Raw genomic sequence first — 21335 nt, 5'->3', positions numbered from 1 at the left:
GTCAAGGCGCTGGGATCAGGCCCAGAGACCGAGAAACTTGCTCTCAAGAATATCCCGGTCAAACGGCTTGAGAATATATTCATTGGCGCCCAGTTTCAGCGCCATGGCGATATGCCCCACATCATTCTCGGTGGTGCAGAACACCACTTTCGGCAGCTCGCCCCCCTCGTATCCGCGCAATTCACGCAGAAAATCCAGCCCCGACTTGATCGGCATCTGCCAGTCCAGAAGAATGGAATCCGGCATATTCGCCCGGCACTTGTCATAGGCTTCCTGCCCGTCTTCGGCCTCATCGACGACAAAATCCATGTCCTCGAGAATCCGGCGGGCAACTTTACGTACAATGCTGGAATCGTCCACCACGAGGCAGGTCCGCATTGCCTGCTGGCCCGCGCCCGAGGCCTCCCCCACGTCAAACTGCGTCACAATTCAACATCCTTCAATAAACCAAACCGGCATCACCGCCAAAATTCCGCGGCAGCCGATATTCATTATCCAGCAAAAAAGCGTACGATTCGTTAGCATGCGGCATCAGATGCGCCGCATACCCGTTTCAACCCAAAAATCAGCTAGGCTTTTTCATCCGCCTTTGGCGAAGCCGTAAAGGTCAGCACGCTGTCCTCCAGCTTGATCGAGAGGTCCATCTTGTTCATTCGCGCCAGCAGGCCGGTATAAAAATGCTGAATGCCGCGCGCGTCCACGCCCTCTTCCGGGTTCCCCGCCAGCATTTCCTCAACACCCATCGGCATCAGGGTTTTCTGCTTTTTTTCCGGGTCGCTCGTGGCCACCAGTGTCAGGGTTTCCTGCCCCGGTTCACCGCTGATGCTCGCCACGATCTTGCCCCCGCGCGGCACCGCGCCCGAAGCAATAAGCAGCATATTCATCAACATCTTGGCCTTGTTCTTGGGCAGGAACATCGGCGGCAGCGTCCATTCCAGATCCGCCTTTTCAATCGCAAACAAAATCTGCCCCACACGCTCGCATTCGCGTGTGTCAAATTCGGTGCCCGCCATCGATGAGGCGCCAAAGGCCAGCCGGGCATATTCCAGCTTGGCCTGCGCCTGCTGTGCCGCATTGGCCACCATCTCGCGGGCAAAATCAGCCATCGAGGCCTGGGCCGGATCCGCCAGCGTCTGCAGCCCGTTATTCACCGCCCCCACCGGGTTGATCAGGTCATGGCAAACCCGCGAACACAGCATCGCCGCGAGGTCATTGGCTTCCAGCTCGATCAGATCGGCCATGCAAAGGTCTCCATTTAGACAGGAAAGTAGAATCAACTCGTTTAGCAGCGCATTTTACCGGTTCCCCGCAAGCGGGCAACAACCGGTTTTCCGCCTATTTGCCCGCTGCCGAAAGCGTCGGCGCAAGCAATTCCCAGTTCCGCCTGGCGCTTTCATAAGAGGCTTTCTGCGACAAAAGAAAAGCATCCTTGTTCGAGGATGAATAGAACAGGAACAACCGCCCCGCCAGAATTTCAAATACGCGCGGATTGCCCTCCGACAGATAGCCGCGCGCCAGCCCCATCAGCCCGTAGCCGCCAAATTGCGGCGCATAGCTTTCCGGCGACCGCACAAACACATCGCGATTGGCCGCATTGGCAAAATACCAGGGCACCCCGCGCCAGTCATATTCAAATTCGGGCCGGCCCGCGGCCGGTTCTTCCTCGGTGAAATACGAGACCGGGTCATATCCGCCCATCGCCACACCCGATAACGGGTCAACCACAATCGCTCCGGAGAGCGAGGCGGTCGCGGCCAGCGCCGGCATGCTTGTGGTCGGGACAACAAGGCAAGCCATTGCAAGGCCCGCAAAAAAGACTTGCCGGCAGCGTCCAATGGTTAAGATTTGTTTACAGATTTGCCGCATCATCGCCGCGTTTACCAGGTACCTGATTCAGGTCACCTTTGTGAGGCTAGCCGCAATTGGTAATGCCTTTGTAAACAGCCGCTTCCGCCCATCGGATTTTCGATCGAAAGCACGGAGAATATCCCGAAATGTTCAAACGCCTCGGCTTCATTCTATTTTTCGCCCTCACCGCTATTGCGGCCCCGGCCACAGCCATGGCGCAGGCAGGTGCGGTCTCCGAAACCTATTCCGCTGACGAACTGGTTCAAACCGGCAATGAATTCTTCGGCGAAGTCGCCCAGGGTCTCGCCTCGCTGGTCGAGCGCGCCGTGTCCCAGTTCGGTCTCCCCAATGCCTATGTGCTCGGTCAGGAAGGCTCTGCCGCCCTGTTTGCCGGCGCACGTTATGGCGAAGGCACCATGTACACCCGCAATGCCGGTGAACGCGCCATTTATTGGCAGGGCCCCAGCATTGGCTTCGATTTCGGTGGCGATGGCAGCCGGGTGATGATGCTGGTCTATAACCTGCCGGCCGTGGAATCCATTTTTGGCCGCTATCCCGGTGTCGATGGTTCCGCCTATATCGTTGGCGGCCTGGGCATGACGGCGATGAAATACAACAATATCTATATCGTCCCCATCCGTTCGGGCATCGGCGCACGTCTGGGTGTCAATGTCGGCTACCTGAAATTCACCCAGGAACCGACCTGGAATCCGTTCTAGGGACCGCACCATCCGCCCGAAAACAAAAACCGCTTGCAGGCTTTCCGGGCATCCCCCATTTGCAGTAAGCATAACGGGTGCTAAAATTGGCAATGGCAGGGAATTCCTGCCATTCTGGGGAATGAACAGGTAGCGAGGCCGGCACGTCCGGGTAATTTGGCCATGGCCATTGAAAGCATGATGTATTTTGCGCTGGGCTTTCTGATTGCCAGCCTTTTTGCGCTCATCGTCCTGCCATCGGTCTGGAAGCGCGCCGTCCGCCTGACCAAAAAACGCATCGAAGCTGCCACCCCCATCACCATGGCGGAATTCCGGGCCGACAAGGATCAGTTGCGCGCCGAATTTGCCCTCACCTCACGCCGGCTCGAACGCAATATCGAAACCCTGCGCACCCGCCTCACCGAGCAATTGGGCGAACTCAACACCGCCCGCAGCGATGCCGCCATCGCCATTGCCGAGCGCGACCGGTTTGAAAGCATTCATAACGAGCTTGCAACCCGTCATGAGGCGGCAACCGCCCGCATGCACGAGCTGGAACGCGAAGTTGCCGATCTTGCCCAGCAATTGCGCGGCCGCGACCGCGAACTGGCAGAGCTGGCCGCCCGTACGCCGGTACAAAATAGCGCTGAGACGGTCGAGAAATCCCCGAAAAGCGCCATTGCCTCGATCCGAGACGCCCTCAGCTTTTCCGATCGCGACACATTCGACACGCTCGATGGTATCGACGAAGCCTATTCACGCATCACCAGCGCGGGCAGCCATCTCGATGCCCTGCTTGAGGAAGCAGAGCCCGAAAGCGTCACCCCATCCGGTGCCCCGCTGTCCCTTGCCGAACACCTCTCGCAACAGGACGCGCTTGAAGACCTGCACTCACGCATTACCAATGTCGAAAAATCCATCCGGCGCGACTGGGAAAACGGCAATGCCGACAAGCCCGCCCTGCGCGACCAGCTGGGCGATATCGCCTCAGCGGTCAGCCATCTTGTCTATGCAACCGATAGCGACATTGCCAAGGATACAGAAGAAAGCCTGTTCGACCGAATTCGCAAATTTGCCGGCGACAGCCTTGAAACCGAGGCTTTGCCCAAGGCAACGCCCTCAAACAAAACCACAACACAGGCCGTCGGCGGCACATCCGTCTCCGACAGAATGGCCGCCTTCCGCAATCTCCACGCCAATAGCTAGGGCCCGTTCAAGGGCTGACGCGTTTATTCGCTGACGAAATCCACGTCGCGAATGATAGCGCCGGTCGTTCCATCAATCAGCCGTAGCCGGTTCTTGCCGGCGATTTCATAGGCAACAGCAAACATGCCCTCGCTGGGCACTGCCGAAATAATGGTCGCGCCCGCAGGTACGGCCAGCACACCGGCCGCATAACTTGCAACGGGAGTTTCTTCTTTCCCGCCGGTACGATAGACAAGGGCCACTGCCACTGCCGCAAAGCCGAATACCAGCAGGGCAATGGAAATCGCAAAAGACCGGCGTGCCCGCGTGATAACGGCGGCGGCGTCGGGAGAAATAGTCTCTGAATTATCGGCCTGAGAGGGCTCGGAACTGGACATGCAGGATAGCCCCACTGAAGATAACATTGTGCACTATGCGGTCGACGCGACATCGGCTGGCGGCAGGCTGGACGCCGTTTTGGCGCGTCTGCATGCCGATCTAAGCCGAAACCGGATCAAGGACCTTATCCTTGGTGGCGCGGTCTCCGTCAATGGCGTGACCGTAAGTGAGCCCAAATACAAGGTTAAAGAAGAGGATTTACTGGTCCTCGATGCGCCTGAACCGGAAGATCCCGAGCCACAGCCGGAGAATATCGCGCTCGATATTCTTTATGAGGATGATTATCTCATCGTCATCAACAAACCCGTTGGTCTCGTCGTCCATCCCGCGCCCGGCTCCCCCTCGGGCACACTGGTCAACGCACTGATCCATCATTGCGGTGCCAGTCTTGTCGGCATTGGCGGCGTCAAACGTCCCGGCATTGTCCATCGTCTCGATAAGGACACCTCAGGCGTCATGGTGGCAGCCAAAACCGAAAAGGCGCTCAACCGCCTCGCCGCCCAGTTCGCAGATCACGGCCGCACCGGCCCGCTCGAACGCGCCTATATCGCCTTCGCCTGGGGCCGCACCGAAAGCCATACCGGCACCGTCAACGCGCCGCTTGGGCGCGACGCCAATGCCCGGCTGAAACAGGCCGTGCGCAAGGATGGCCGGGTCGCCATCACCCATTATGAGGCGAAAAACCGCTATGGCGGCGAGGGTTGGGACATTACCCGGCTTGAATGCCGGCTGGAAACAGGCCGCACTCACCAGATTCGCGTCCATATGGCCCATATTGGCCATCCCCTGGTTGCCGACCAGCTTTATGCGCCCGGCTTTGCCACCAAGGCCAACCGCCTGCCCGACAATCTCCGTCATCGGGTCAACGGTCTTGGCCGTCAGGCCCTGCACGCCGCATTACTGGGTTTTGAACATCCCAGAACCCACGAGGAAATGCGCTTTGAAGCGCCGCTCCCCACCGATATGGCTCTGTTGGAAGAAGCGCTTACGCCTTATGACCTCGCCCAGAAAAAACCACGTTGAGCATAATTTCATCGTAATTTACCGATAAAAGAAACACGATATCGTCTGAGGGGGTGTAATTCACTTCAACAGACCTATATTCTGTTTATCGCTGGCCCATGCGCCTTTCCGGGCATGAGCTTTGCATGTCTGCCTTATGTCTAGGGGACGAAAAGGGGGAACTTTTATGGCCCAAACAAATTTACCGGTACTGAGTGCCGAAGGCGGTCTTAACCGCTACCTTCAGGAAATCCGCAAGTTCCCGATGCTGGAACCGGATGAAGAATTCATGCTCGCCAAGCGCTATAAAGAGCGCGAGGATCCCGACGCAGCCCAAAAACTCATCACCTCGCATCTGCGCCTTGTCGCCAAGATCGCCATGGGTTATCGCGGCTACGGCCTGCCGATTTCCGAGGTAATCTCCGAGGGCAATGTGGGCTTGATGCACGCGGTCAAGCGCTTCGAGCCCGACAAGGGCTTCCGTCTGGCAACCTATGCCATGTGGTGGATTCGCGCCGCCATTCAAGAATATGTGTTGCGCTCATGGTCGCTGGTCAAGATCGGCACCACCGCCGCGCAAAAGCGCCTGTTCTTCAACCTGCGCAAGGTGAAGGGCCAGATCGCCGCGCTCGACGATGGCACGCTGCATCCCGAACACGTCAAACAGATCGCCGATCGCCTGCACGTCACCGAAGACGAAGTCATCTCGATGAATTCCCGCCTCTCCGGCGATGCCTCGCTCAACGCGCCCATGCGCGCCGACGAGGGCACCAGCCAATGGCAGGACTGGCTGATCGACGAGACGCCCGACCAGGAAACCATGCTGGGCAATTCCGAGGAATATGACGAGCGCATGGGTCTGTTGAACAATGCCATGCACGTGCTCAACGAGCGCGAGCAGGCCATTTTCAAGGCCCGCCGTCTGCAGGAAAGCCCCTCAACGCTTGAAGAACTGGCCCAGGAATACAACGTCTCGCGCGAACGTATCCGCCAGATCGAGGTCCGGGCCTTCGAAAAAGTCCAGGACGCCGTAAAACAGGCCGCCGCCGAACAGGCCCAGGAGCAGGAAGACGCTTAAAGCGTTTCCAGACTAAGCGGACAGGTTCTAGACCTTGAGTTCCGAGGTCACTTCCAGCCCCTCATCCGCCCGCACCGCCACCCCGGCGGGCGGGACATGGGTTTCCAGCACCGCATCCCGGTCACGGATAAGCCCCGCGATCTCATCCTCATAAAGCGCAATCATGCCCGTCAGCCAGCGATTGACCAGATAGGACGGGCGCGGCATCTGCACGTCAAATTTCGGCAAAAGCGCAATCGTCGCCTCAGCCCCCAGCCAGTCATCGCCCACAACCCACTGGTTGACCGTAAAAAGCCTCAGCGGCCGCCCATGCGCATCCACCCCGATCGCGATCAGATGATGCACCGGCCCGTCCGCGCCCTGAGGCCGGATAAAGCAGTGAAAATGCCCGTGCTCGGGCACATCTTCATCCGCCTCATGGCAATGATAATACCACTGCGCCCCGCTTTGCGCGTCAAACACATCCCCTTGCGGATAATGCGTCCAGATCGTCACATCGGCCGCATCCCTCAGCGTTTCCGCCAGCACATTCAGCCCGCCCTTGGCCAGCACCGTCTCGCAAAAGGCGATCTCGGCGCGGGCGCGGTCCTTGTCTGGCGTCAAGCCACTCATTCCGGCTTCGGCAGGGGTGGCGGGGGTGGCGCTTTCTTTTCCACCTTCACCGCAGGCGGCGGCGGTGGTGCCTTTTTCGCGGGCTTGGCGAGGGGCGCGGCGGGTGCCGCCTTCTTGGCCGCCGGCGCACCAGCGGCACAAGGCGCCGCGGTCACAGCCCCGGCAGCACAAGGCGCAGCCCCGGCAGCACAGGGTGCCGCGCCGGAAACCGCAGGCCCGGCCACAGCCACCGCAGGCGGCACCGGGTTCTGATAGGTATCAACCGCAACCGCCGCGGCAGTCGCTGCCAAAGCCGCCCCGAACAATAATGTATTCCGCCCCGTACTCATTTGCTTTTAAACCCGTCCAGTCCAAACAGGGGCCGGGCCCAGACCCCGCCCAGCGATCCCACAAACGCGGCCGCAAACCACAGCCAGCCATGCAGGCTGCCCGAGGCAATGCCCGAAAACAGCGCCCCGATATTGCAGCCAAACGACAACCGCGCGCCATAGCCCATCAACACACCACCAATCGCCGCCGCAGCGAACGAGGCCAGCGGCACCTTCACCTTCGGGGCAAATTTCCCCGCCAGCGCCGCCGCCAGCGCGGCCCCAAGGATCACGCCGAAATTCAGAACCGAGGTATTGTCCGCCAGAACACTGGTCTCCAGCGCCGCCTTCGGCCCCGCCCAGGTCCAGAATTCCCAGCTCGCCACATTGACGCCCACAGCCTCGGCAATCTTTGCGCCCCAAAGCCCGAACCCGAAGGTCACAGACCAGGGATGCCCCGCCAGCAGCAGCGTTGCCACATTCAGCACCGCCAGCATCAGCCCGGCCCCGATCAGCGGCCAGCGCCCCTGCCAGATCCAGCTCCAGCCCGTGGGCACCGGCTCGCGCTCCAGCGTACCATGCGCCTTTTTCTCGATCAGCGCCGTCACCAGCGCCACCAGCGCCAGCGCGATAATCGTCACGCCAATCCCCGCGCCAACGCCCAGCTCCCGGCCAATATCAATCGCGGGCAGCGAGGGCTGCAACAGCCACCAGGGCAAATGCGCCGTCCCGATCAACGCGCCGACAATGAAAAACACCAGCGTCACCAGCATGCGCGACGACCCGCCGCCCACCGTAAACAGCGTGCCCGAGCCGCACCCGCCCCCAAGCTGCATCCCCAGCCCGAACAGCGCCGCCCCGACCAGCACCGAAACCCCGACAGGCGCCAAAGCCCCCACCAGCGCCTGCCCGCCAAGGCTGCCAGCCGCCAATAGCGGCATCATCGCAATTGTCGCGACCCCGATCATCAGCATTTGCGCGCGCATGCCGCGCCCGCGCTTGTTGACCACCATATTGCGCCAGCCGCCGGTAAACCCGAAAGCCCCGTGATAAAGCGTCAGCCCCAAAAGCGCGCCCACCAGCAGCAGGGCTGCCTGCCGCAAATCCACCAGCGCCGTAATCGCCACAAAGCCCAGCACCAGCACAAAGCCGGCCACCGTCATCGGGGCACGGTCAATCACAATGCGCGGCACAGCGGGCGAAGAGGACATTGCCGTATCGGTCATTTTTCAAAATCCAGATCAAATTTCTGCGGGCAAAAAGCTGCCCCGGCGATAACAAACCGGGACAGCCCACAAATCAATTCTCAAACCGGCGATGTCCCGGTTTATTCGACAGGGCGGCTTTCGTCAGCCGTCCATTCCGCCATCGACCCATCATACATCGAGGTGTTCTTGTTGCCCTGGATTTCGCTCAGGCCAAACCACACAACCGATGCCCAATGGCCGGTATTGCAGAACGCGATATTCTCTTCATCCGCACCAAGGCCAACACCTTCAGCAAGGCTCGCCACAACTTCAGGATCAGCAAACGATGCGTAATCGGCGCTGTAGAGATCGCCATTCTGAATGTTCAGCGCACCCGGAATAGTGCCGGCAACGCGCGCCACAGGGCTCTTGGCTTCACCGCGATATTGTGCCGCCGGACGTCCATCAATCAGCTTCACACCGCGCGCACGTGCTGCTTCCACCTGTTCGGTGGTGGCCAGCAATTGCGGCTGCACATCAGCCGTAAACGTCGCCTTCACCGGCTCAACCGGGGCTGCAACCCGCTCACCGCCAGCCGCATCATACTGCCGCCAGCCGCCATCGAGAATCGAAACAGCGTCATGGCCGAGATATTTAAAGGTCCAGTAAACCCGGGTCGCGCCGCCAAAATCGGAGGAATCAGTGCCCCAGGGCACAATCACAACATGGCTGCTGTCATCCACGCCAAGGCTGGAGATCAGCTCAACCACATCATCAATTTCCGGCAGCATGCCGGGCACACCCTGAATTTCGGTGCGCCAGCCGGCAGTCGAATAAGGGGCCACAACCGCATGGGCGATATAGGGCGCATCACCCAGATCGGTATTCTCGATATCACCACGGATATCGATCAGCACCACATTGTCGTCAGCGCCATGTTCAATCACCCATTGCGCGTCAACCAGGGGGGTCACTTCCGTCGCCTGGGCAGTGGCGGCGCCGGTCAGGCCGGCGGCCAAAGCGAATGCAAAAATCGCGTTGCGCATTTGCGTAAAACTCCATGTTCAAAAACTGCCGCCATTCTAGTCTTCGGCGCTCAAAGCGCGAGGCATGCCCGCTCAATTTGCCGACATATTAGAGAAAACATTGCCTCCCCCATCAAACATCGTAGAACGGAATTGTGCGCAGCCCCGCAAGCCATCCAAACCGGATATGCCCTAACCGGTTACATCCATTGCCAGTCCCTTGAGCCGGTCGACCAACGGGTCGAGATGTTCCCGCCCCACAATCAACAGCCAGGCCCCGGTTTCTCCCGGCTCTGTCTCAATCGAAAACGGCCCGGTCTCCGCCATGTTCGATGTGCCCGTGCGCACCCCCGGTGCCAGCACCAGTCCATCGAGCGGATATTGCAAGCCGGTGGATCCGGCAAAACGCACTTGTTGCAAGGGATGCACCGAAACCCGCGTACCGGGCACAACCTCAAACGCAAACCCGCCACACACCGCCAGCGCAATATCTTCCTCATCCACCATGATGACCCAGCGGTCCGCCGCATGCCGCGCCAGGGCATCCAGCGCCGCAAGGGTATGGTCAAGCCGTTTGCCGGTCATCCCCAGCGCCAGCGTCACCGGCGCTGCCGTCGCTTGCAGGCATTTTTCAAAATCGGTGCTTTCCTGCTCGGCGATTTCAATAATGTGGGTCTTTTTGGCCCACCCCGCAATGTCGCCAAGCGAGTCCATGTCCCCGATAATCGCCTGCGGCATAATCCCGCCCCGCAAACAGGTCTCAGCGCCGCCATCAGCCGCCACCACTGCCGCGCCGGCGGCGTGTAACCGCTGCAACAGCGCAATATCCACGGCACCGCCACCAACAATCACCAGCGTCGTCTCAAAGCTTAAGTCAGCCGGGCGGCTGGATGGGTCAATGGCCTCTTGCACTTGGCAATTACTCTCACTACGTTTCGATTTGTCTCGCTGGGGTGTTTCGGAAAACCGGAACTGAGAATTACCCATTGAACCTGAACCAGGTCATGCTGGCGGAGGAAGATCGAGATGGCAAGGGTCACATTGCGTGCCCCGCGCCACCGGACACCTTCATTGCATGCCCAAGCAAAAAGGAAACGACCATGTCGTCACCCATCCGCTTGGCGCTCGCGGCTTTTATTGGCCTTCTGGCCCTGCCCGCTTTTGCCCAAAGCCCAACCCTCACCATCTACACCTATGATGATTTTGCCGCCGAATGGGGCCCGGCCCCCGGCCTGAAATCCGGCTTCGAAGCCACTTGCGGCTGCACGGTCAATTTCGTTGGTGTCGATAGTTCCATCGGTGCCCTGCGCCGCGCCCAGCTTGAAGGCGACAGCACCAAGGCCGATATCATTCTTGGCCTCGACACCTCCATCGCCGAGGAAGCGCGCCAGACCGGCCTCTTTGCCGATCATGGGGTCGATACCAGCGCCCTCAACGTCCCCGGCGACTGGCAGGCGGCAGATTTCGTGCCCTTCGATTATGCCTATTTCGCCTTTGTCTATAACAAGGAAACCCTGCCCAATCCCCCCACCTCTTTTGAAGAGCTGATCGCCGCCGACGCGGATTTGAAAATCGCGCTGCAGGACCCGCGTTCCTCCACCCCCTGTCTCGGCCTGGTGCTGTGGATCAAGGCCGCCTATGGCGACCGCGCGGCAGAAATCTGGGAAGGTCTGGCCCCGCATATCCTCACCGTCGCCAAATCTTGGTCAGATGCCTATGCGCTGCTTTTGTCCGGCGAGGCCGACATGGCTTTGAGCTACACCACCTCCCCGGCCTATCATATGATCGCCGAAGAGGATGACCGCTATCTCGCCGCCCCCTTCTCCGAGGGCTATTACCTTCAGGTCGAAGTGGCCGGCATTCTCAAATCATCGGAAAATCAGGACCTCGCCCGCGATTTTCTCGCCTACCTGATCACGCCCGAGGCACAAGGCATCATCCCCACCACCAATTGGGTTTACCCGATTGCCGATCTGCCCGATGGCCTGCCCGCAGCCTTTGACACGCTGATCAAGCCGGAGCCGGTTCTCCTGCTCGACGACAAACTGGTCGACGAAAAATCCAATGAGTGGATTGCCGAAATGTTCGAGGCGATCCAGTAAAACCCATTGGCCTCTCCCCTTGCCGGGAGGGGCCGACCCTGCTCTTCTCACGCCGTAACGCGTCATGGGGCGGCACCCCCTCAATATGATCGGTGGATAATGGCTGCGCATAACAGCACATCGGCACGGACCTGGCCCTCAGGCACCATCCGCAAGGCCGCAGGTGCCCTGGTCGCCATGCTGATTGTCGGGCTGACGCTGACCATTTTCTGGAACATCCAGCACACCGCCGTCACCGGCTCGCCCAGCGTGCCGGTCGATATGGCCCATCTGGTGCGCATGACAGCCCTTCAGGCGGGCCTCACCACCATTCTCTCGCTTATTGTCGGCATTGCCCTCGCCTGGGCGCTCAATCGCTTGCGCTTTCCCGGTCGCGCCTTCGTCATCGGCCTGTTCGCCGCCGCCATTGTCACCCCCGGCGTTGTCGTTGCCCTCGGGCTTTTGCAGGTCTGGGGCCGCGCCGGCTGGATCAATGCATTGCTCGTCCCGCTCGGGTTCGATCTGGGCAGTTCCATTTTTGGCCTACAAGGCATTCTCGCCGCCCATGTCATTCTCGATGGCACCTTTGCCGCCCGCATTCTTCTGGCCCGGCTCGATGCCATTCCCAAAATCCCGCTCAAGACCGGCCAAAGCCTCAATCTCTCCCCCTGGCAGCGCTTTAAAGTGCTCGACTGGCCCATCATGTCCAGCGCCTTGCCCGGTCTCAGCGCCATCATCTTTCTTCTGGCCTTCACCAGTTTTCCCATTGTCCTCCTGCTCGGCGGCGGCCCGGCCAATCAGACCATGGAAGTCGCCATCTATTCAGCCGTCCGCCTCAATTTCGATCTCAATGGCGCGGTGCAACTGGCGCTCGTGCAACTGGTCATTTGCGCCGCCATCATCCTGCCCGCCATTTCCTTTGCCCCCAGCCTCACCAGCGCCGGCAATTCGGGCGGGCATGAATGGTCCAGTGGCCGCTGGATGAAATCCTGCCAGATCATCATCATTGCGCTCGGCCTGTTCGGCTTCGCCCTGCCGCTCATCGCCGTTCTCGTTAACGGTCTGGGCCCGGGCCTTATGGCCGCCATCACCCGCGCCAGTTTCTGGTCCGCAGCCCTCACCTCGCTCATTGTCGGCATTGCCAGCGCCAGCCTCGCTCTTGGCCTGACCATTGTGCTGTGCATGGCCCGCAGCGAAAGCGCAAACCGCCTCACCCGCACCCTCATCAGCCTGCCCGCCTATGCCTATCTGGTAGTGCCCGCCGTGGTCATGTCGCTGGGGTTCTTCCTCGCCATCCGCAATACCGGCCTGCCCATGCATGCCGCCGCGCCCGTCGTGCTCATCATCGCCAATGCGCTTTTAACCCTGCCCTTTGCCCTTTCAACCCTCGGCCCGACCCTCGACACCATCCAGCGCCGTTATCGCCGTCTCGGGCGCTCTCTGGGGCTTTCCGGCCTTGCCCGCTGGCGTTTGGTCGAATGGCCCCTGCTCGGGCGCGAAATTGGCCTTGTTTTCGCCCTCGGGTTTTGTTTCTCGCTCGGCGATCTCGGCGTCATCTCAATGTTCGGCACCGAGGATTTTGCCACCCTGCCATGGCTGATGGTGCGCGCCATGGGCGCCTATCGCACCAATGACGCCGCCTCCATCGCCGCGCTTTTGCTGCTCATCAGCCTCATCGCTTTCTGGGCGCTCCCCGCCCTGTTTGGGAAATTGTCCAATGCTCAGGATTGATCAACTCGGCTTCACCTATCCCGGTTACGCGCCCTATCTGTTCGATCTGAGCGTCGCCCCCGGCGAAATTGCCGCCGTGACCGGTGCCAGCGGCTCGGGCAAATCAACCCTGCTCGATCTGATCGCCGGGTTCCTTCGCCCAACCGGCGGCAGCGTCCTGATTGATGACACAGACATCACCGCCCTGCCGCCCGAACAGCGTCCGGTCTCAATCCTCTTTCAGGCCGACAATCTGTTTGATCATTTAAGCGTCGCTGCCAATCTCGCCCTCGGCCTGCCCAAGGCCCTGCCCAAAAGCGAGCGCGAGACCCGCATCACCTCAGCCCTTGCCGATGTCGGTCTTGAAGGCCTCGGCCCCCGCCGCGCCGCCAATCTCTCCGGCGGCCAAAAACAGCGCGTCGCCCTCGCCCGCACTCTGTTGCGCGACCGGCCAATCCTCTTGCTCGATGAACCCTTTTCCGGCCTCGACCCGGAAACCGCGATCGCCATGCGCCAGCTGGTGCGCGATCTCACCAAAGCCCGCCAATGGCATGTCATCATCGTCAGTCATGACGAAACCGACGTCAAAACCCTCGCCAGCACCCATTTCGCCCTTAACGAAGGCACACTTTCACCCCTGACACTGGGCTGAAACCGGGGGCTGTGAATGGCTGAATAAAGGCTTAGATAAGCCCAACAAAACAGCCCCAACCCCTTGTTGCGTTTGCAAAAGCCAAAAAAACCAACCCGGCGGATACGAAAAAACCCGGATGCATCTGCACCCGGATTTTTCACAATTCCACACCCGCGATAAAAACCGGGGGAGGTTATTCGGTGGTCGCGCTGCCTGTATCCGCCTCGGCAGCCCATGCTGCCAGCACCTCATCAAACATCACCTGCGCATCAGCATCTTTCTCAAGCGTGATAATCGCCCGTGTCCCGGTGAGATAAACCAGTGCCAGATCGATCCACTTGCGCGACTTCAACAAATTGGTATTCGTCGCCACATCCTGATCCGCCGCACTCAGCGCAAACAGGAAGGAATTGCCCACAACCCGGGCCGAAGCACCAACCAGAGGCACGCCCTTCACCAGTTCTTCGTTCTTCAGCAAAACGCCCGGCAACCCGGCAATACCGCCACCCAGAAAGCTCTCATTGACCGTAAAATCAACTTCCATCAAATGGCTCGCCGGCAAGGTGGGATCGCTATTCCGCCGGATCAACAGGTTAAGGCTCAGATTACGCGCCGGAATATTCGCCGTCGCCACAAGCGTTGGCTGACCAACTTCGTCCACACCCCGGGTCCAGTCCACCGTCCCCGAGAACGGCACAGCACCTGTTGTCCCTTGCGATGAAGCCTCAAGCAACAAGGATTGCCCACCGATTGGCGCCACCTCAGCCACCGCTGGCGCAGTGTCTTGCGCGGCATCGCTCGGCTCGTCCACCGGCTGCGGTGCGTCTGCAGCTGGCAACCGCTCTTCAATTTTGTTGTCATCCGGTGTCGAGGAAGCAATCACCGGGGCCGGCTCGGCCGGAGGTGTCTCCGGGGTCAAACTCTCGGCCGAGGTCAGCCGTTCCTCGCTCTTGCCCAACTCCTGTGAGGCTTCCGGCACAGCATCCGGCGTCGCAACCGTATTGCCAGGTCCGTTCGTTTCAGCGACCTCAGGCGTTTCGGTGTCGGTTGTCACATCGGCCACTGCTACATCGCTCTGACCAAACATGGCGTCGAGATCGACATAGCCTTCGCGCCAGGCCCAGTAGCCCGCGCCACCGACCCCTGCCAACAGCAGAACCAAAAGCAAAAGGAAAATGGTTACAGCATTGCTGCCGCGGGGGCGTTCCTCGGCATCGGCACTATCCTGCCCCCCGCCGGCTTGCCCGCTCAACGAAGACGCCGCCGCGTCCGCAGTGTCTGCCTCAGGCGATTTCTCACCGCGCGCTTCACGGTCCAGCGCCTCTATGGCCCTGTCGATCGTGCCCTGCGGGTCGCCATCGCCATCCTCGGATGGTGCTTCAACCTCGACTTCGCGTACACTCGACATCGCCGCCACAGAATCCGCGTCGTCATCCAAAACGGCTACAGGGCTGTCATTCTTCCAGCGGGTCGGGATTGCCGCCTGGGCCGCAGCTGCCTGCGCCTGGGCGATCAGCATATCAATCGACCCGGGCTTGCTTTCAAACCGGCGTGTCGGCGTAATGCCGGCTTCCTCGATCAACTGACTGATCGACCCGGATGCATCCATCTGCACCGATTGCTCATCGGTAACCGAAACGCGAGGTTCCTCAGCAGCCACTGGCGTACTTACCTCATTCCCATGCGCTTTTAGAGCCGCCGCAAGGGCCGCCACACTGTCATGGTCTTCGGCGGCATCATCGCCAGCCGCCTCGGTTTCAGCCAAGCCCGCATCAGGGCTTACCGAATAATCAGAATCCGCAACAGCTTCACCATCAAGCGCCGCAGCCAAGGCGTCATTCGCATCAACCGGTTCAGCGACCGGTTCAACCGAGGCCACAAAGGCGCTGTCATGCGACGCAGGTACCGCCTCCACATCACCAGGCGCTACAGCAATTTCGGCTTCGCCACTAGATTCAGGCTCAGGCTCAGGCTCAGGCTCAGGCTCAGGCTCAGGCTCAGGCTCAGGCTCAGGCTCAGGCTCAGGCTCAGGCTCAGGCTCAGGAGTTTCATCCACCTGCGCCTCGGGCTCGGCAACAAGCTCTTCTGCCATTACCGTTTCAACAGAATCAGTTTCTTCAGTGCGGCTCTCATTCTGCGCGGCAATTTCTGCTGCGTCGGTCGCTTCCGCCGTCGCAACATCATCAGCCACCACATCCGGCTCAGCCTCATCGAGCTGCTTTAGGCCCCCGAGCAACGCGTCTGTCGCGCCCTGCTCAACCTGGCGGATACAATCCTCAAGTTGCAGGCGGTGTTGAGTAATTTCGCGCGCAGGCAAAGGGGGGTTGATAGCACGCAACTGTGCCACCAACGCCGAGCGCGCTTTCTCATAGACCTGCCGACGCGATGCGCCATTATTTTCTGGCAGGGCTTCCACCGCCCTGCGCAGCAGCTCTCGGTAATCCGCCATTCGTTACTCAATACTCACTTTTCTTGAGCTCTTTTAGCAAAAAAACTCAATCTTGGAACGGGTCGTGCACCAGTATGGTATCCAACCGCTCAGGACTTGTGGAAAGCATGGCGACCGGCGCACCTATGAGTTCCTCGATATAGCGGACATATTTGACCGCTTGAGCGGGCAATTCTGCCCAACTCCGCGCGCCGGCAGTTGTCTCGCTCCACCCCTCGAGTGTCTCATAGATCGGCTTGACACCAGCTTGTGCTCCCATAGAAGCAGGCAAATAGTCAATTTTTTGACCATCTAGCTCATAACCGACACAAATTTTAATTTCTTTAAGACCGTCAAGCACATCAAGCTTGGTCAGCGCGATGCCGTTAATACCCGATGTTTTGACTGTCTGCCGCACGATCACAGCGTCAAACCAGCCGCAACGGCGCTTGCGCCCGGTGTTCACGCCCCACTCTTTGCCGGTGACGCCAAGATATTCACCAATCTCATCATCAAGTTCGGTGGGAAACGGCCCTTCGCCAACCCGCGTCGTATAGGCTTTGGTAATACCCAGGACATAATCAACAGCTCCCGGCCCCATACCGGAACCAGCAGCAGCCTGCCCCGCAACAGTGTTTGACGAGGTCACAAAAGGATAGGTTCCGTGATCATTGTCCAGTAGCGCGCCCTGTGCGCCCTCGAAAAGAATACGCGCACCGGCACGGCGTTTTTCATCCAGCAGACGCCAGACCTGGTCCACAAACGGCAAAATGTCGGCGGCAACCGAAGTCAGTTCCTCAAACATGGCATCGGCACTGATTTCTTCCAGTCCCATGCCACGCCGCAGCGCATTGTGATGGCTCAAAAGACGCTCGATCTTCGGCATCAGTGTATCTGTGTCGGCCAGATCCACAACACGAATGGCCCGACGGCCAACCTTGTCTTCATAGGCTGGCCCGATACCCCGCTTGGTCGTACCGATTCGCAAACCCGTATTTGACCCTTCGCGAATGGCATCCAGTTCACGGTGCAGGCTGAGAATAAGTGGCGCATTTTCCGCAATGCGCAAATTCTCAGGGGTAATTTCCACGCCTTGACCCCGCAATTTGTCGACTTCGGCCACGAAATGGTGGGGATCAACCACCACGCCATTACCGATCACAGACAATTTGCCCCCACGCACAAGCCCGGATGGCAGCAGCGCCAGCTTGTAACTCACCCCGTCGATAACCAGCGTATGGCCGGCATTGTGCCCACCCTGATAGCGCACCACCACATCGGCGCGTTCACTCAGCCAGTCGACAATTTTACCTTTGCCTTCATCGCCCCACTGCGAGCCGACAACAACCACATTCGCCATTCAAATAACCCCAATGACACACACCCCTGCACCCTGGCCCCCAAAGCCAGGCAAACAAGGTGTAGACAGAACCCGATATATATTGCCCAACTGACACATCCCACTGATAGCGGTTTGTGCTGGGGCAAATTGCTGATAAGTCCACGAACCCATACAGCACAAGTGCAAGAATGACAAAGATTCCACCAATCAACCTGCCTGATAGCGAAAATCCCGCATCGCTTATCTCACATCCGTACCTTTTGTTGGTATTCGCTCCCCTGTTCTGGGGTGCTAATATTGTCGCCGGAAAACTGGCAGTCGGTCACGTTGACCCATATCTCCTGCTGGTAGGCCGCTGGCTTGGCGCAACATTGATTGTCCTTACAATCGGTGTGCCACATCTGCGGCGCGACTGGCCTAAAATCCGGCCGGCCCTGCCCATGCTTTCGCTATACGGCGTTCTCGGCTTCGCGACCTTCAATATTCTGATGTACAACTCCGCCTACTTTACGGCAGCGGTCAATGCATCAATTGAACAAGCAGCGATTCCCGTCGTCGTCTTGCTGGCCAATTTCCTGATTTTCCGTGTTCGCGCAAAGGCGCTGCAGATTGCCGGCCTGGTCCTCACCATTATCGGCGTCGTATGGGTTGCCACCCGCGGCGAACCACTGCGCATTCTGGCCCTGGATGTGAATATCGGAGACGGCATGGTGCTTTTGGCGTGCCTGCTCTATGCCGCCTATTCGCTTATGTTGAAATATCGCCCGGATATCCACTGGCTCAGCTTCATTCTGGTGACTGCGGCCGCCGCCCTTCTTGCATCATTGGTTTTTGTTCTGCTGATTGGGGGAGGATTTGAAAATCTGGTCCAGGAAATCCCGCAAACGACGCTTCGGGGCTGGGGCTGCATACTCTATGTGATGATCTTCCCCTCAATCGTCGCCCAGCTCTGTTATGCACGCGGCGTTGAGCTTGTTGGCCCCAACCGCGCTTCCATCTTCATCAACCTCTTGCCGGTTTTTGGCACAATTCTGTCTGTTATTATCATTGGTGAAAGCTTCGAGGCCTACCACGTCATCGCTTCCATACTTGTTATTGCCGGAATCGTACTGGCAGAATACGCCGTGTTGCGACGGCCCCGCTGATGGATATGTTCCTGCTTTTGGCCCTTGGTACATTCCTGCTGGCCGGAACAGTAAAAGGCACCGTGGGCATGGGGCTGCCGATCACGGCTATCGGCATTCTTTCGCAATTCACCGATCCCCGGTTTGCCGTTACCATTTCCGTGTTGCCGATCGTGGCCAGCAACGCATGGCAGGTATTTCGCTCCGGTGACGTGATTGCGGCCATCAAACGCTATTGGCGCTTCGCCCTCTGTCTGGCTGTCGTTCTTCTGGGAACATCGCTCGTCGCCACACGTGTCCCCACCGAACTCATCGCAACGGCCCTGGGGTTCATCATAGTCCTATTCGCACTGACCAGCCTTGCCTTCACGCCCCCTTTCCTTCCAGAAAAATACGATCGAATCGGTCAAATCATAGGCGGCACCTTCTCCGGTATTTTTGGCGGACTGACAGCCATTTGGGCTCCCCCGATGGTGATATACTTTCTGGCCCGACGACTTGATAAGGATGAGTTCGTCCGTGCTTCAGGCGTGCTGTTTCTTGCCGGCAGCCTGCCACTTCTCGTGGGCTATTTCTTCAATGGTCTTCTGGACACCGAAACCACAAAGCTCTCGGCACTCCTGATAATACCCAGTCTTCTAGGATTCACGTTTGGTGAGTTATTGCGCCGCAAGCTCAACACCGAGCGCTTTCGCACAGTCGTGCTGATTGTATTCCTTGTGATGGGGCTTAACTTGTTGCGCCGCAGCCTGTTCTAGCGCCAAAATACCGCCTGAAGAAAGATCTTGTGATGACCGACACCAAAGCAATGCTGGAACGCCTTGAGAAGCTGGAAATGCGCCAGGCATTTCAGGAACACACGATTGAGGAACTGAATTCCACGATTACAGACCAGTGGAAGCTGATTGATAGCCTGAAGCGTGAATTGGCCCGACTGACCGATCAGGTGCGTGAAGTTGAGAGCAATGTAGATCAGGCTGGGCAAAAGGAACCGCCCCCGCCGCATTACTGATCGATACGCACCTCATAAAAAAAGGCCCCACAAAGGGGGCCTTTTTCAAAATTTGTGATGCATTCAACGCTTAGAAGGTCAGGCCTTTGACCTGCTTGACGCCTTCCAGCCCGGCAACCTGCTTCAACTCACCATCACTCAATTCACTATCGATGGAGATCAAGGCAATCGCATCGCTCCCCTGATCGAGACGGCCAAGGTTGAAATTGGCGATATTTGCCTTCAGCTCACCCAACAAAGTCCCCAACCGACCGATAAAGCCGGGCTTGTCTTCGTTGGTGATGTAGAGCATGTGCTGGGTCACCTCGGCTTCCAGGTTAATCCCCTTGACCTGAATGATCCGCGGCTTGCCACCTGCGAATACGGTACCGGCCACACTGCGCTCCTGCCGCTCGGTCATCACAGTCAGCCGGATGTAGTTCTCATAGGCACCCTGCTGTTCACGATTGACCGTCTCAACCTGAATACCACGGTCCTTGGCCAGAACCGGCGCAGAAACCATATTCACGTCACCGAGGAGCGGCTTCAGCACACCGGTAATGGCCGCCGCTGTCATCGGCTTGGTATTGAGGTCGGCAACCTCGCCCTCATATTCAATGCGAATACCATTGATTGCAGTCTCGGTGAGCTGCCCCGCAAACGAGCCGAGCATTTCGGCCAGTTTGACGAACGGGGTCAGCTTCGGGGCTTCTTCGGCCGAAATCGAGGGGAAGTTGAGCGCATTGGTGATCTCGCCGGTCATCAAATAAGCGGAGATCTGCTCGGCCACCTGCAAAGCCACATTTTCCTGCGCCTCAGTTGTCGAGGCACCAAGATGCGGTGTGCAGATCACATTGGGGACATCAAACAGCGGATTGTCCTTGGCCGGTTCTTCCATGAACACGTCAAGCGCCGCCCCGGCAACCTGGCCGCTTTCCAGAGCATCCTTGAGGGCCGCTTCATCAACCAGTCCGCCACGGGCGCAATTGACAATACGCACGCCCTTCTTGGTCTTGGCCAAAGCCTTGGCATCAAGAATATTGCGGGTCGCATCGATCAGCGGCGTGTGCAGGGTGATGAAATCAGCCCGGGCCAGCAATTCGTCGAGTTCAACCTTTTCCACCCCGAGATCCAGCGCCCGCTCCGGCGTCAGGAACGGATCAAAAGCAATAACCTTCATCCGAAGGCCCTGGGCGCGGTCGGCAACGATGGAGCCGATATTGCCGCAACCGATCAGACCCAAAGTCTTGTTGGTCACTTCAACGCCCATGAAGCGCGATTTTTCCCATTTCGAGGCACGGGTCGAGGCATCGGCTTCCGGAATTTGCCGGGCCAGCGCCAGCATCAGCGAAATCGCATGCTCGGCAGTGGTAATGGAATTGCCGAACGGGGTGTTCATAACGATCACGCCACGCGCCGTTGCCGCCGGAATATCGACATTGTCGACACCAATACCGGCACGGCCGATCACCTTGAGATTGGTCGCCGCTTCCAGCACCTTTTCGGTGACCTTGGTGGCCGAACGAATCGCCAGACCATCATACTGACCGATAACTTCGATCAGCTTGTCCTTGTCCTTGCCGAGATCGGGAAGGTAATCCACCTCGACGCCATTATCCTTGAAGATCTGTACGGCGGTCGGGCTGAGTTTGTCTGATACGAGAACCTTGGGCATTCATGCCT

22 protein-coding genes and 1 riboswitch are annotated in these 21335 nt (G+C 58.8%); of the genes, 10 read left to right on the top strand and 12 right to left on the bottom strand.

Annotation, left to right across the window (positions count from 1 at the left end; genetic code table 11):
• Positions 1-15 precede the first annotated feature (15 nt).
• The 3 genes from L1P08_RS14185 to L1P08_RS14175 form a co-directional block, all read right to left on the bottom strand.
• Complete coding sequence (locus L1P08_RS14185; RefSeq protein ID WP_303619584.1) at positions 16-378, bottom strand: response regulator; 363 nt, start codon at positions 376-378, stop codon at positions 16-18.
• 191 nt (positions 379-569) lie between these two features.
• Positions 570-1241 (bottom strand): histidine phosphotransferase family protein, encoded by a 672-nt coding sequence (locus L1P08_RS14180; RefSeq protein ID WP_303617643.1) that lies wholly within the window; start codon positions 1239-1241, stop codon positions 570-572.
• Between the two features lie 94 nt (positions 1242-1335).
• Complete coding sequence (locus L1P08_RS14175; protein WP_303617642.1) at positions 1336-1797, bottom strand: YHS domain-containing (seleno)protein; 462 nt, start codon at positions 1795-1797, stop codon at positions 1336-1338.
• Between the two features lie 197 nt (positions 1798-1994).
• Here L1P08_RS14175 and L1P08_RS14170 point away from each other — a divergent pair, with 197 nt between their 5' ends.
• Together L1P08_RS14170 and L1P08_RS14165 are read left to right on the top strand one after the other, a co-directional pair.
• Positions 1995-2567 carry a DUF1134 domain-containing protein gene (locus L1P08_RS14170; protein ID WP_303617641.1) on the top strand — a complete coding sequence of 191 codons (573 nt, stop codon included), beginning with the start codon at positions 1995-1997 and terminating at the stop codon, positions 2565-2567.
• Positions 2568-2729: 162 nt separating this feature from the next.
• A complete protein-coding gene (locus L1P08_RS14165; protein WP_303617640.1) occupies positions 2730-3752 on the top strand; it encodes a coiled-coil domain-containing protein in 1023 nt (340 codons plus the stop codon).
• A 23-nt stretch (positions 3753-3775) separates the two neighbouring features.
• Here the strand turns inward: L1P08_RS14165 and L1P08_RS14160 are convergent, their stop codons facing one another.
• Complete coding sequence (locus L1P08_RS14160; protein WP_303617639.1) at positions 3776-4129, bottom strand: hypothetical protein; 354 nt, start codon at positions 4127-4129, stop codon at positions 3776-3778.
• Between L1P08_RS14160 and L1P08_RS14155 the strand changes: the two genes are divergently transcribed.
• Together L1P08_RS14155 and rpoH are read left to right on the top strand one after the other, a co-directional pair.
• Complete coding sequence (locus L1P08_RS14155; protein ID WP_303617638.1) at positions 4128-5153, top strand: RluA family pseudouridine synthase; 1026 nt, start codon at positions 4128-4130, stop codon at positions 5151-5153. The two genes, L1P08_RS14160 and L1P08_RS14155, sit on opposite strands and share 2 nt — an antisense overlap.
• A gap of 166 nt (positions 5154-5319) precedes the next feature.
• Positions 5320-6210, top strand: a complete 891-nt coding sequence (gene rpoH / locus L1P08_RS14150) for an RNA polymerase sigma factor RpoH (RefSeq protein ID WP_303617637.1) — start codon at positions 5320-5322, stop codon at positions 6208-6210.
• A 27-nt stretch (positions 6211-6237) separates the two neighbouring features.
• Here the strand turns inward: rpoH and L1P08_RS14145 are convergent, their stop codons facing one another.
• The 5 genes from L1P08_RS14145 to L1P08_RS14125 form a co-directional block, all read right to left on the bottom strand.
• Positions 6238-6822 carry a DUF6969 family protein gene (locus tag L1P08_RS14145; RefSeq protein ID WP_303617636.1) on the bottom strand — a complete coding sequence of 195 codons (585 nt, stop codon included), beginning with the start codon at positions 6820-6822 and terminating at the stop codon, positions 6238-6240.
• Entirely contained in the window at positions 6819-7151 is a 333-nt protein-coding gene (locus L1P08_RS14140; RefSeq protein ID WP_303617635.1) for a hypothetical protein, read from the bottom strand. The genes L1P08_RS14145 and L1P08_RS14140 overlap by 4 nt, the downstream gene beginning before the upstream one ends.
• Positions 7148-8356: a YeeE/YedE family protein gene (locus L1P08_RS14135; protein ID WP_303617634.1), complete on the bottom strand. Its 1209-nt coding sequence runs from the start codon at positions 8354-8356 to the stop codon at positions 7148-7150. The genes L1P08_RS14140 and L1P08_RS14135 overlap by 4 nt, the downstream gene beginning before the upstream one ends.
• A 101-nt stretch (positions 8357-8457) precedes the next feature.
• Positions 8458-9363 (bottom strand): sulfurtransferase, encoded by a 906-nt coding sequence (locus tag L1P08_RS14130; protein WP_303617633.1) that lies wholly within the window; start codon positions 9361-9363, stop codon positions 8458-8460.
• Positions 9364-9534: 171 nt separating this feature from the next.
• Positions 9535-10254: a thiamine diphosphokinase gene (locus L1P08_RS14125; RefSeq protein WP_303617632.1), complete on the bottom strand. Its 720-nt coding sequence runs from the start codon at positions 10252-10254 to the stop codon at positions 9535-9537.
• 27 nt (positions 10255-10281) lie between these two features.
• Positions 10282-10380, top strand: a riboswitch (TPP riboswitch).
• A gap of 62 nt (positions 10381-10442) precedes the next feature.
• On the opposite strand from L1P08_RS14125, the gene thiB reads away from it, so the two are divergent.
• The 3 genes from thiB to L1P08_RS14110 all read left to right on the top strand — a co-directional run bounded on the left by thiB (position 10443) and on the right by L1P08_RS14110 (position 13785).
• Positions 10443-11444, top strand: a complete 1002-nt coding sequence (thiB, locus tag L1P08_RS14120) for a thiamine ABC transporter substrate binding subunit (protein WP_303617631.1) — start codon at positions 10443-10445, stop codon at positions 11442-11444.
• 99 nt (positions 11445-11543) lie between these two features.
• Positions 11544-13154 carry an ABC transporter permease family protein gene (locus L1P08_RS14115; RefSeq protein ID WP_303617630.1) on the top strand — a complete coding sequence of 537 codons (1611 nt, stop codon included), beginning with the start codon at positions 11544-11546 and terminating at the stop codon, positions 13152-13154.
• Positions 13141-13785, top strand: coding sequence for a thiamine ABC transporter ATP-binding protein (locus tag L1P08_RS14110; protein ID WP_303617629.1), 645 nt, complete (start codon positions 13141-13143; stop codon positions 13783-13785). Before L1P08_RS14115 ends, L1P08_RS14110 begins: the two co-directional genes overlap by 14 nt.
• Positions 13786-13960: 175 nt before the next feature.
• Here L1P08_RS14110 and L1P08_RS14105 read toward each other — a convergent pair whose 3' ends face one another.
• Complete coding sequence (locus L1P08_RS14105) at positions 13961-16216, bottom strand: hypothetical protein (RefSeq protein WP_303617628.1); 2256 nt, start codon at positions 16214-16216, stop codon at positions 13961-13963.
• Positions 16217-16262: 46 nt separating this feature from the next.
• Positions 16263-17555: an adenylosuccinate synthase gene (locus L1P08_RS14100; protein ID WP_303617627.1), complete on the bottom strand. Its 1293-nt coding sequence runs from the start codon at positions 17553-17555 to the stop codon at positions 16263-16265.
• A gap of 116 nt (positions 17556-17671) precedes the next feature.
• Here L1P08_RS14100 and L1P08_RS14095 point away from each other — a divergent pair, with 116 nt between their 5' ends.
• Genes L1P08_RS14095 through L1P08_RS14085 form a run of 3 tightly spaced genes read left to right on the top strand, consistent with a single transcriptional unit; the run spans position 17672 to position 19673 of the window.
• The gene (locus L1P08_RS14095) at positions 17672-18682 is read left to right on the top strand and encodes a DMT family transporter (protein ID WP_303617626.1); all 1011 of its coding nucleotides are present in this window, start codon (positions 17672-17674) and stop codon (positions 18680-18682) included.
• A complete protein-coding gene (locus L1P08_RS14090; RefSeq protein ID WP_303617625.1) occupies positions 18682-19419 on the top strand; it encodes a sulfite exporter TauE/SafE family protein in 738 nt (245 codons plus the stop codon). The genes L1P08_RS14095 and L1P08_RS14090 overlap by 1 nt, the downstream gene beginning before the upstream one ends.
• 32 nt (positions 19420-19451) lie before the next feature.
• On the top strand, positions 19452-19673 hold the full coding sequence (locus L1P08_RS14085; protein WP_303617624.1) for a SlyX family protein: 222 nt from the start codon (positions 19452-19454) through the stop codon (positions 19671-19673).
• Between the two features lie 70 nt (positions 19674-19743).
• Here the strand turns inward: L1P08_RS14085 and serA are convergent, their stop codons facing one another.
• The gene (gene serA / locus L1P08_RS14080) at positions 19744-21327 is read right to left on the bottom strand and encodes a phosphoglycerate dehydrogenase (RefSeq protein WP_303617623.1); all 1584 of its coding nucleotides are present in this window, start codon (positions 21325-21327) and stop codon (positions 19744-19746) included.
• Positions 21328-21335 lie beyond the last annotated feature (8 nt).

Source organism: Mariluticola halotolerans, from assembly GCF_021611515.1.
Lineage (GTDB): Bacteria > Pseudomonadota > Alphaproteobacteria > Rhizobiales > Devosiaceae > Mariluticola > Mariluticola halotolerans.
The sequence above is the reverse complement of the archived record's forward strand: the minus strand, read 5'-3'. Positions and strand labels throughout refer to the sequence as shown.

What these genes read in the sequence shown, in the direction of transcription:
- L1P08_RS14085 (WP_303617624.1), top strand. Translation starts at nt 19,452, where the DNA reads ATGACCGACACCAAAGCAATGCTGGAACGCCTTGAGAAGCTGGAAATG.
- thiB (WP_303617631.1), top strand. Translation starts at nt 10,443, where the DNA reads ATGTCGTCACCCATCCGCTTGGCGCTCGCGGCTTTTATTGGCCTTCTG.
- L1P08_RS14135 (WP_303617634.1), bottom strand. Translation starts at nt 8,356, where the DNA reads ATGACCGATACGGCAATGTCCTCTTCGCCCGCTGTGCCGCGCATTGTG.
- L1P08_RS14160 (WP_303617639.1), bottom strand. Translation starts at nt 4,129, where the DNA reads ATGTCCAGTTCCGAGCCCTCTCAGGCCGATAATTCAGAGACTATTTCT.
- L1P08_RS14155 (WP_303617638.1), top strand. Translation starts at nt 4,128, where the DNA reads ATGCAGGATAGCCCCACTGAAGATAACATTGTGCACTATGCGGTCGAC.
- L1P08_RS14175 (WP_303617642.1), bottom strand. Translation starts at nt 1,797, where the DNA reads ATGGCTTGCCTTGTTGTCCCGACCACAAGCATGCCGGCGCTGGCCGCG.
- rpoH (WP_303617637.1), top strand. Translation starts at nt 5,320, where the DNA reads ATGGCCCAAACAAATTTACCGGTACTGAGTGCCGAAGGCGGTCTTAAC.
- L1P08_RS14145 (WP_303617636.1), bottom strand. Translation starts at nt 6,822, where the DNA reads ATGAGTGGCTTGACGCCAGACAAGGACCGCGCCCGCGCCGAGATCGCC.
- L1P08_RS14100 (WP_303617627.1), bottom strand. Translation starts at nt 17,555, where the DNA reads ATGGCGAATGTGGTTGTTGTCGGCTCGCAGTGGGGCGATGAAGGCAAA.
- L1P08_RS14180 (WP_303617643.1), bottom strand. Translation starts at nt 1,241, where the DNA reads ATGGCCGATCTGATCGAGCTGGAAGCCAATGACCTCGCGGCGATGCTG.
- L1P08_RS14170 (WP_303617641.1), top strand. Translation starts at nt 1,995, where the DNA reads ATGTTCAAACGCCTCGGCTTCATTCTATTTTTCGCCCTCACCGCTATT.
- L1P08_RS14140 (WP_303617635.1), bottom strand. Translation starts at nt 7,151, where the DNA reads ATGAGTACGGGGCGGAATACATTATTGTTCGGGGCGGCTTTGGCAGCG.
- L1P08_RS14185 (WP_303619584.1), bottom strand. Translation starts at nt 378, where the DNA reads ATGCGGACCTGCCTCGTGGTGGACGATTCCAGCATTGTACGTAAAGTT.
- L1P08_RS14130 (WP_303617633.1), bottom strand. Translation starts at nt 9,363, where the DNA reads ATGCGCAACGCGATTTTTGCATTCGCTTTGGCCGCCGGCCTGACCGGC.
- L1P08_RS14115 (WP_303617630.1), top strand. Translation starts at nt 11,544, where the DNA reads ATGGCTGCGCATAACAGCACATCGGCACGGACCTGGCCCTCAGGCACC.
- serA (WP_303617623.1), bottom strand. Translation starts at nt 21,327, where the DNA reads ATGCCCAAGGTTCTCGTATCAGACAAACTCAGCCCGACCGCCGTACAG.
- L1P08_RS14110 (WP_303617629.1), top strand. Translation starts at nt 13,141, where the DNA reads ATGCTCAGGATTGATCAACTCGGCTTCACCTATCCCGGTTACGCGCCC.
- L1P08_RS14165 (WP_303617640.1), top strand. Translation starts at nt 2,730, where the DNA reads ATGGCCATTGAAAGCATGATGTATTTTGCGCTGGGCTTTCTGATTGCC.
- L1P08_RS14090 (WP_303617625.1), top strand. Translation starts at nt 18,682, where the DNA reads ATGGATATGTTCCTGCTTTTGGCCCTTGGTACATTCCTGCTGGCCGGA.
- L1P08_RS14105 (WP_303617628.1), bottom strand. Translation starts at nt 16,216, where the DNA reads ATGGCGGATTACCGAGAGCTGCTGCGCAGGGCGGTGGAAGCCCTGCCA.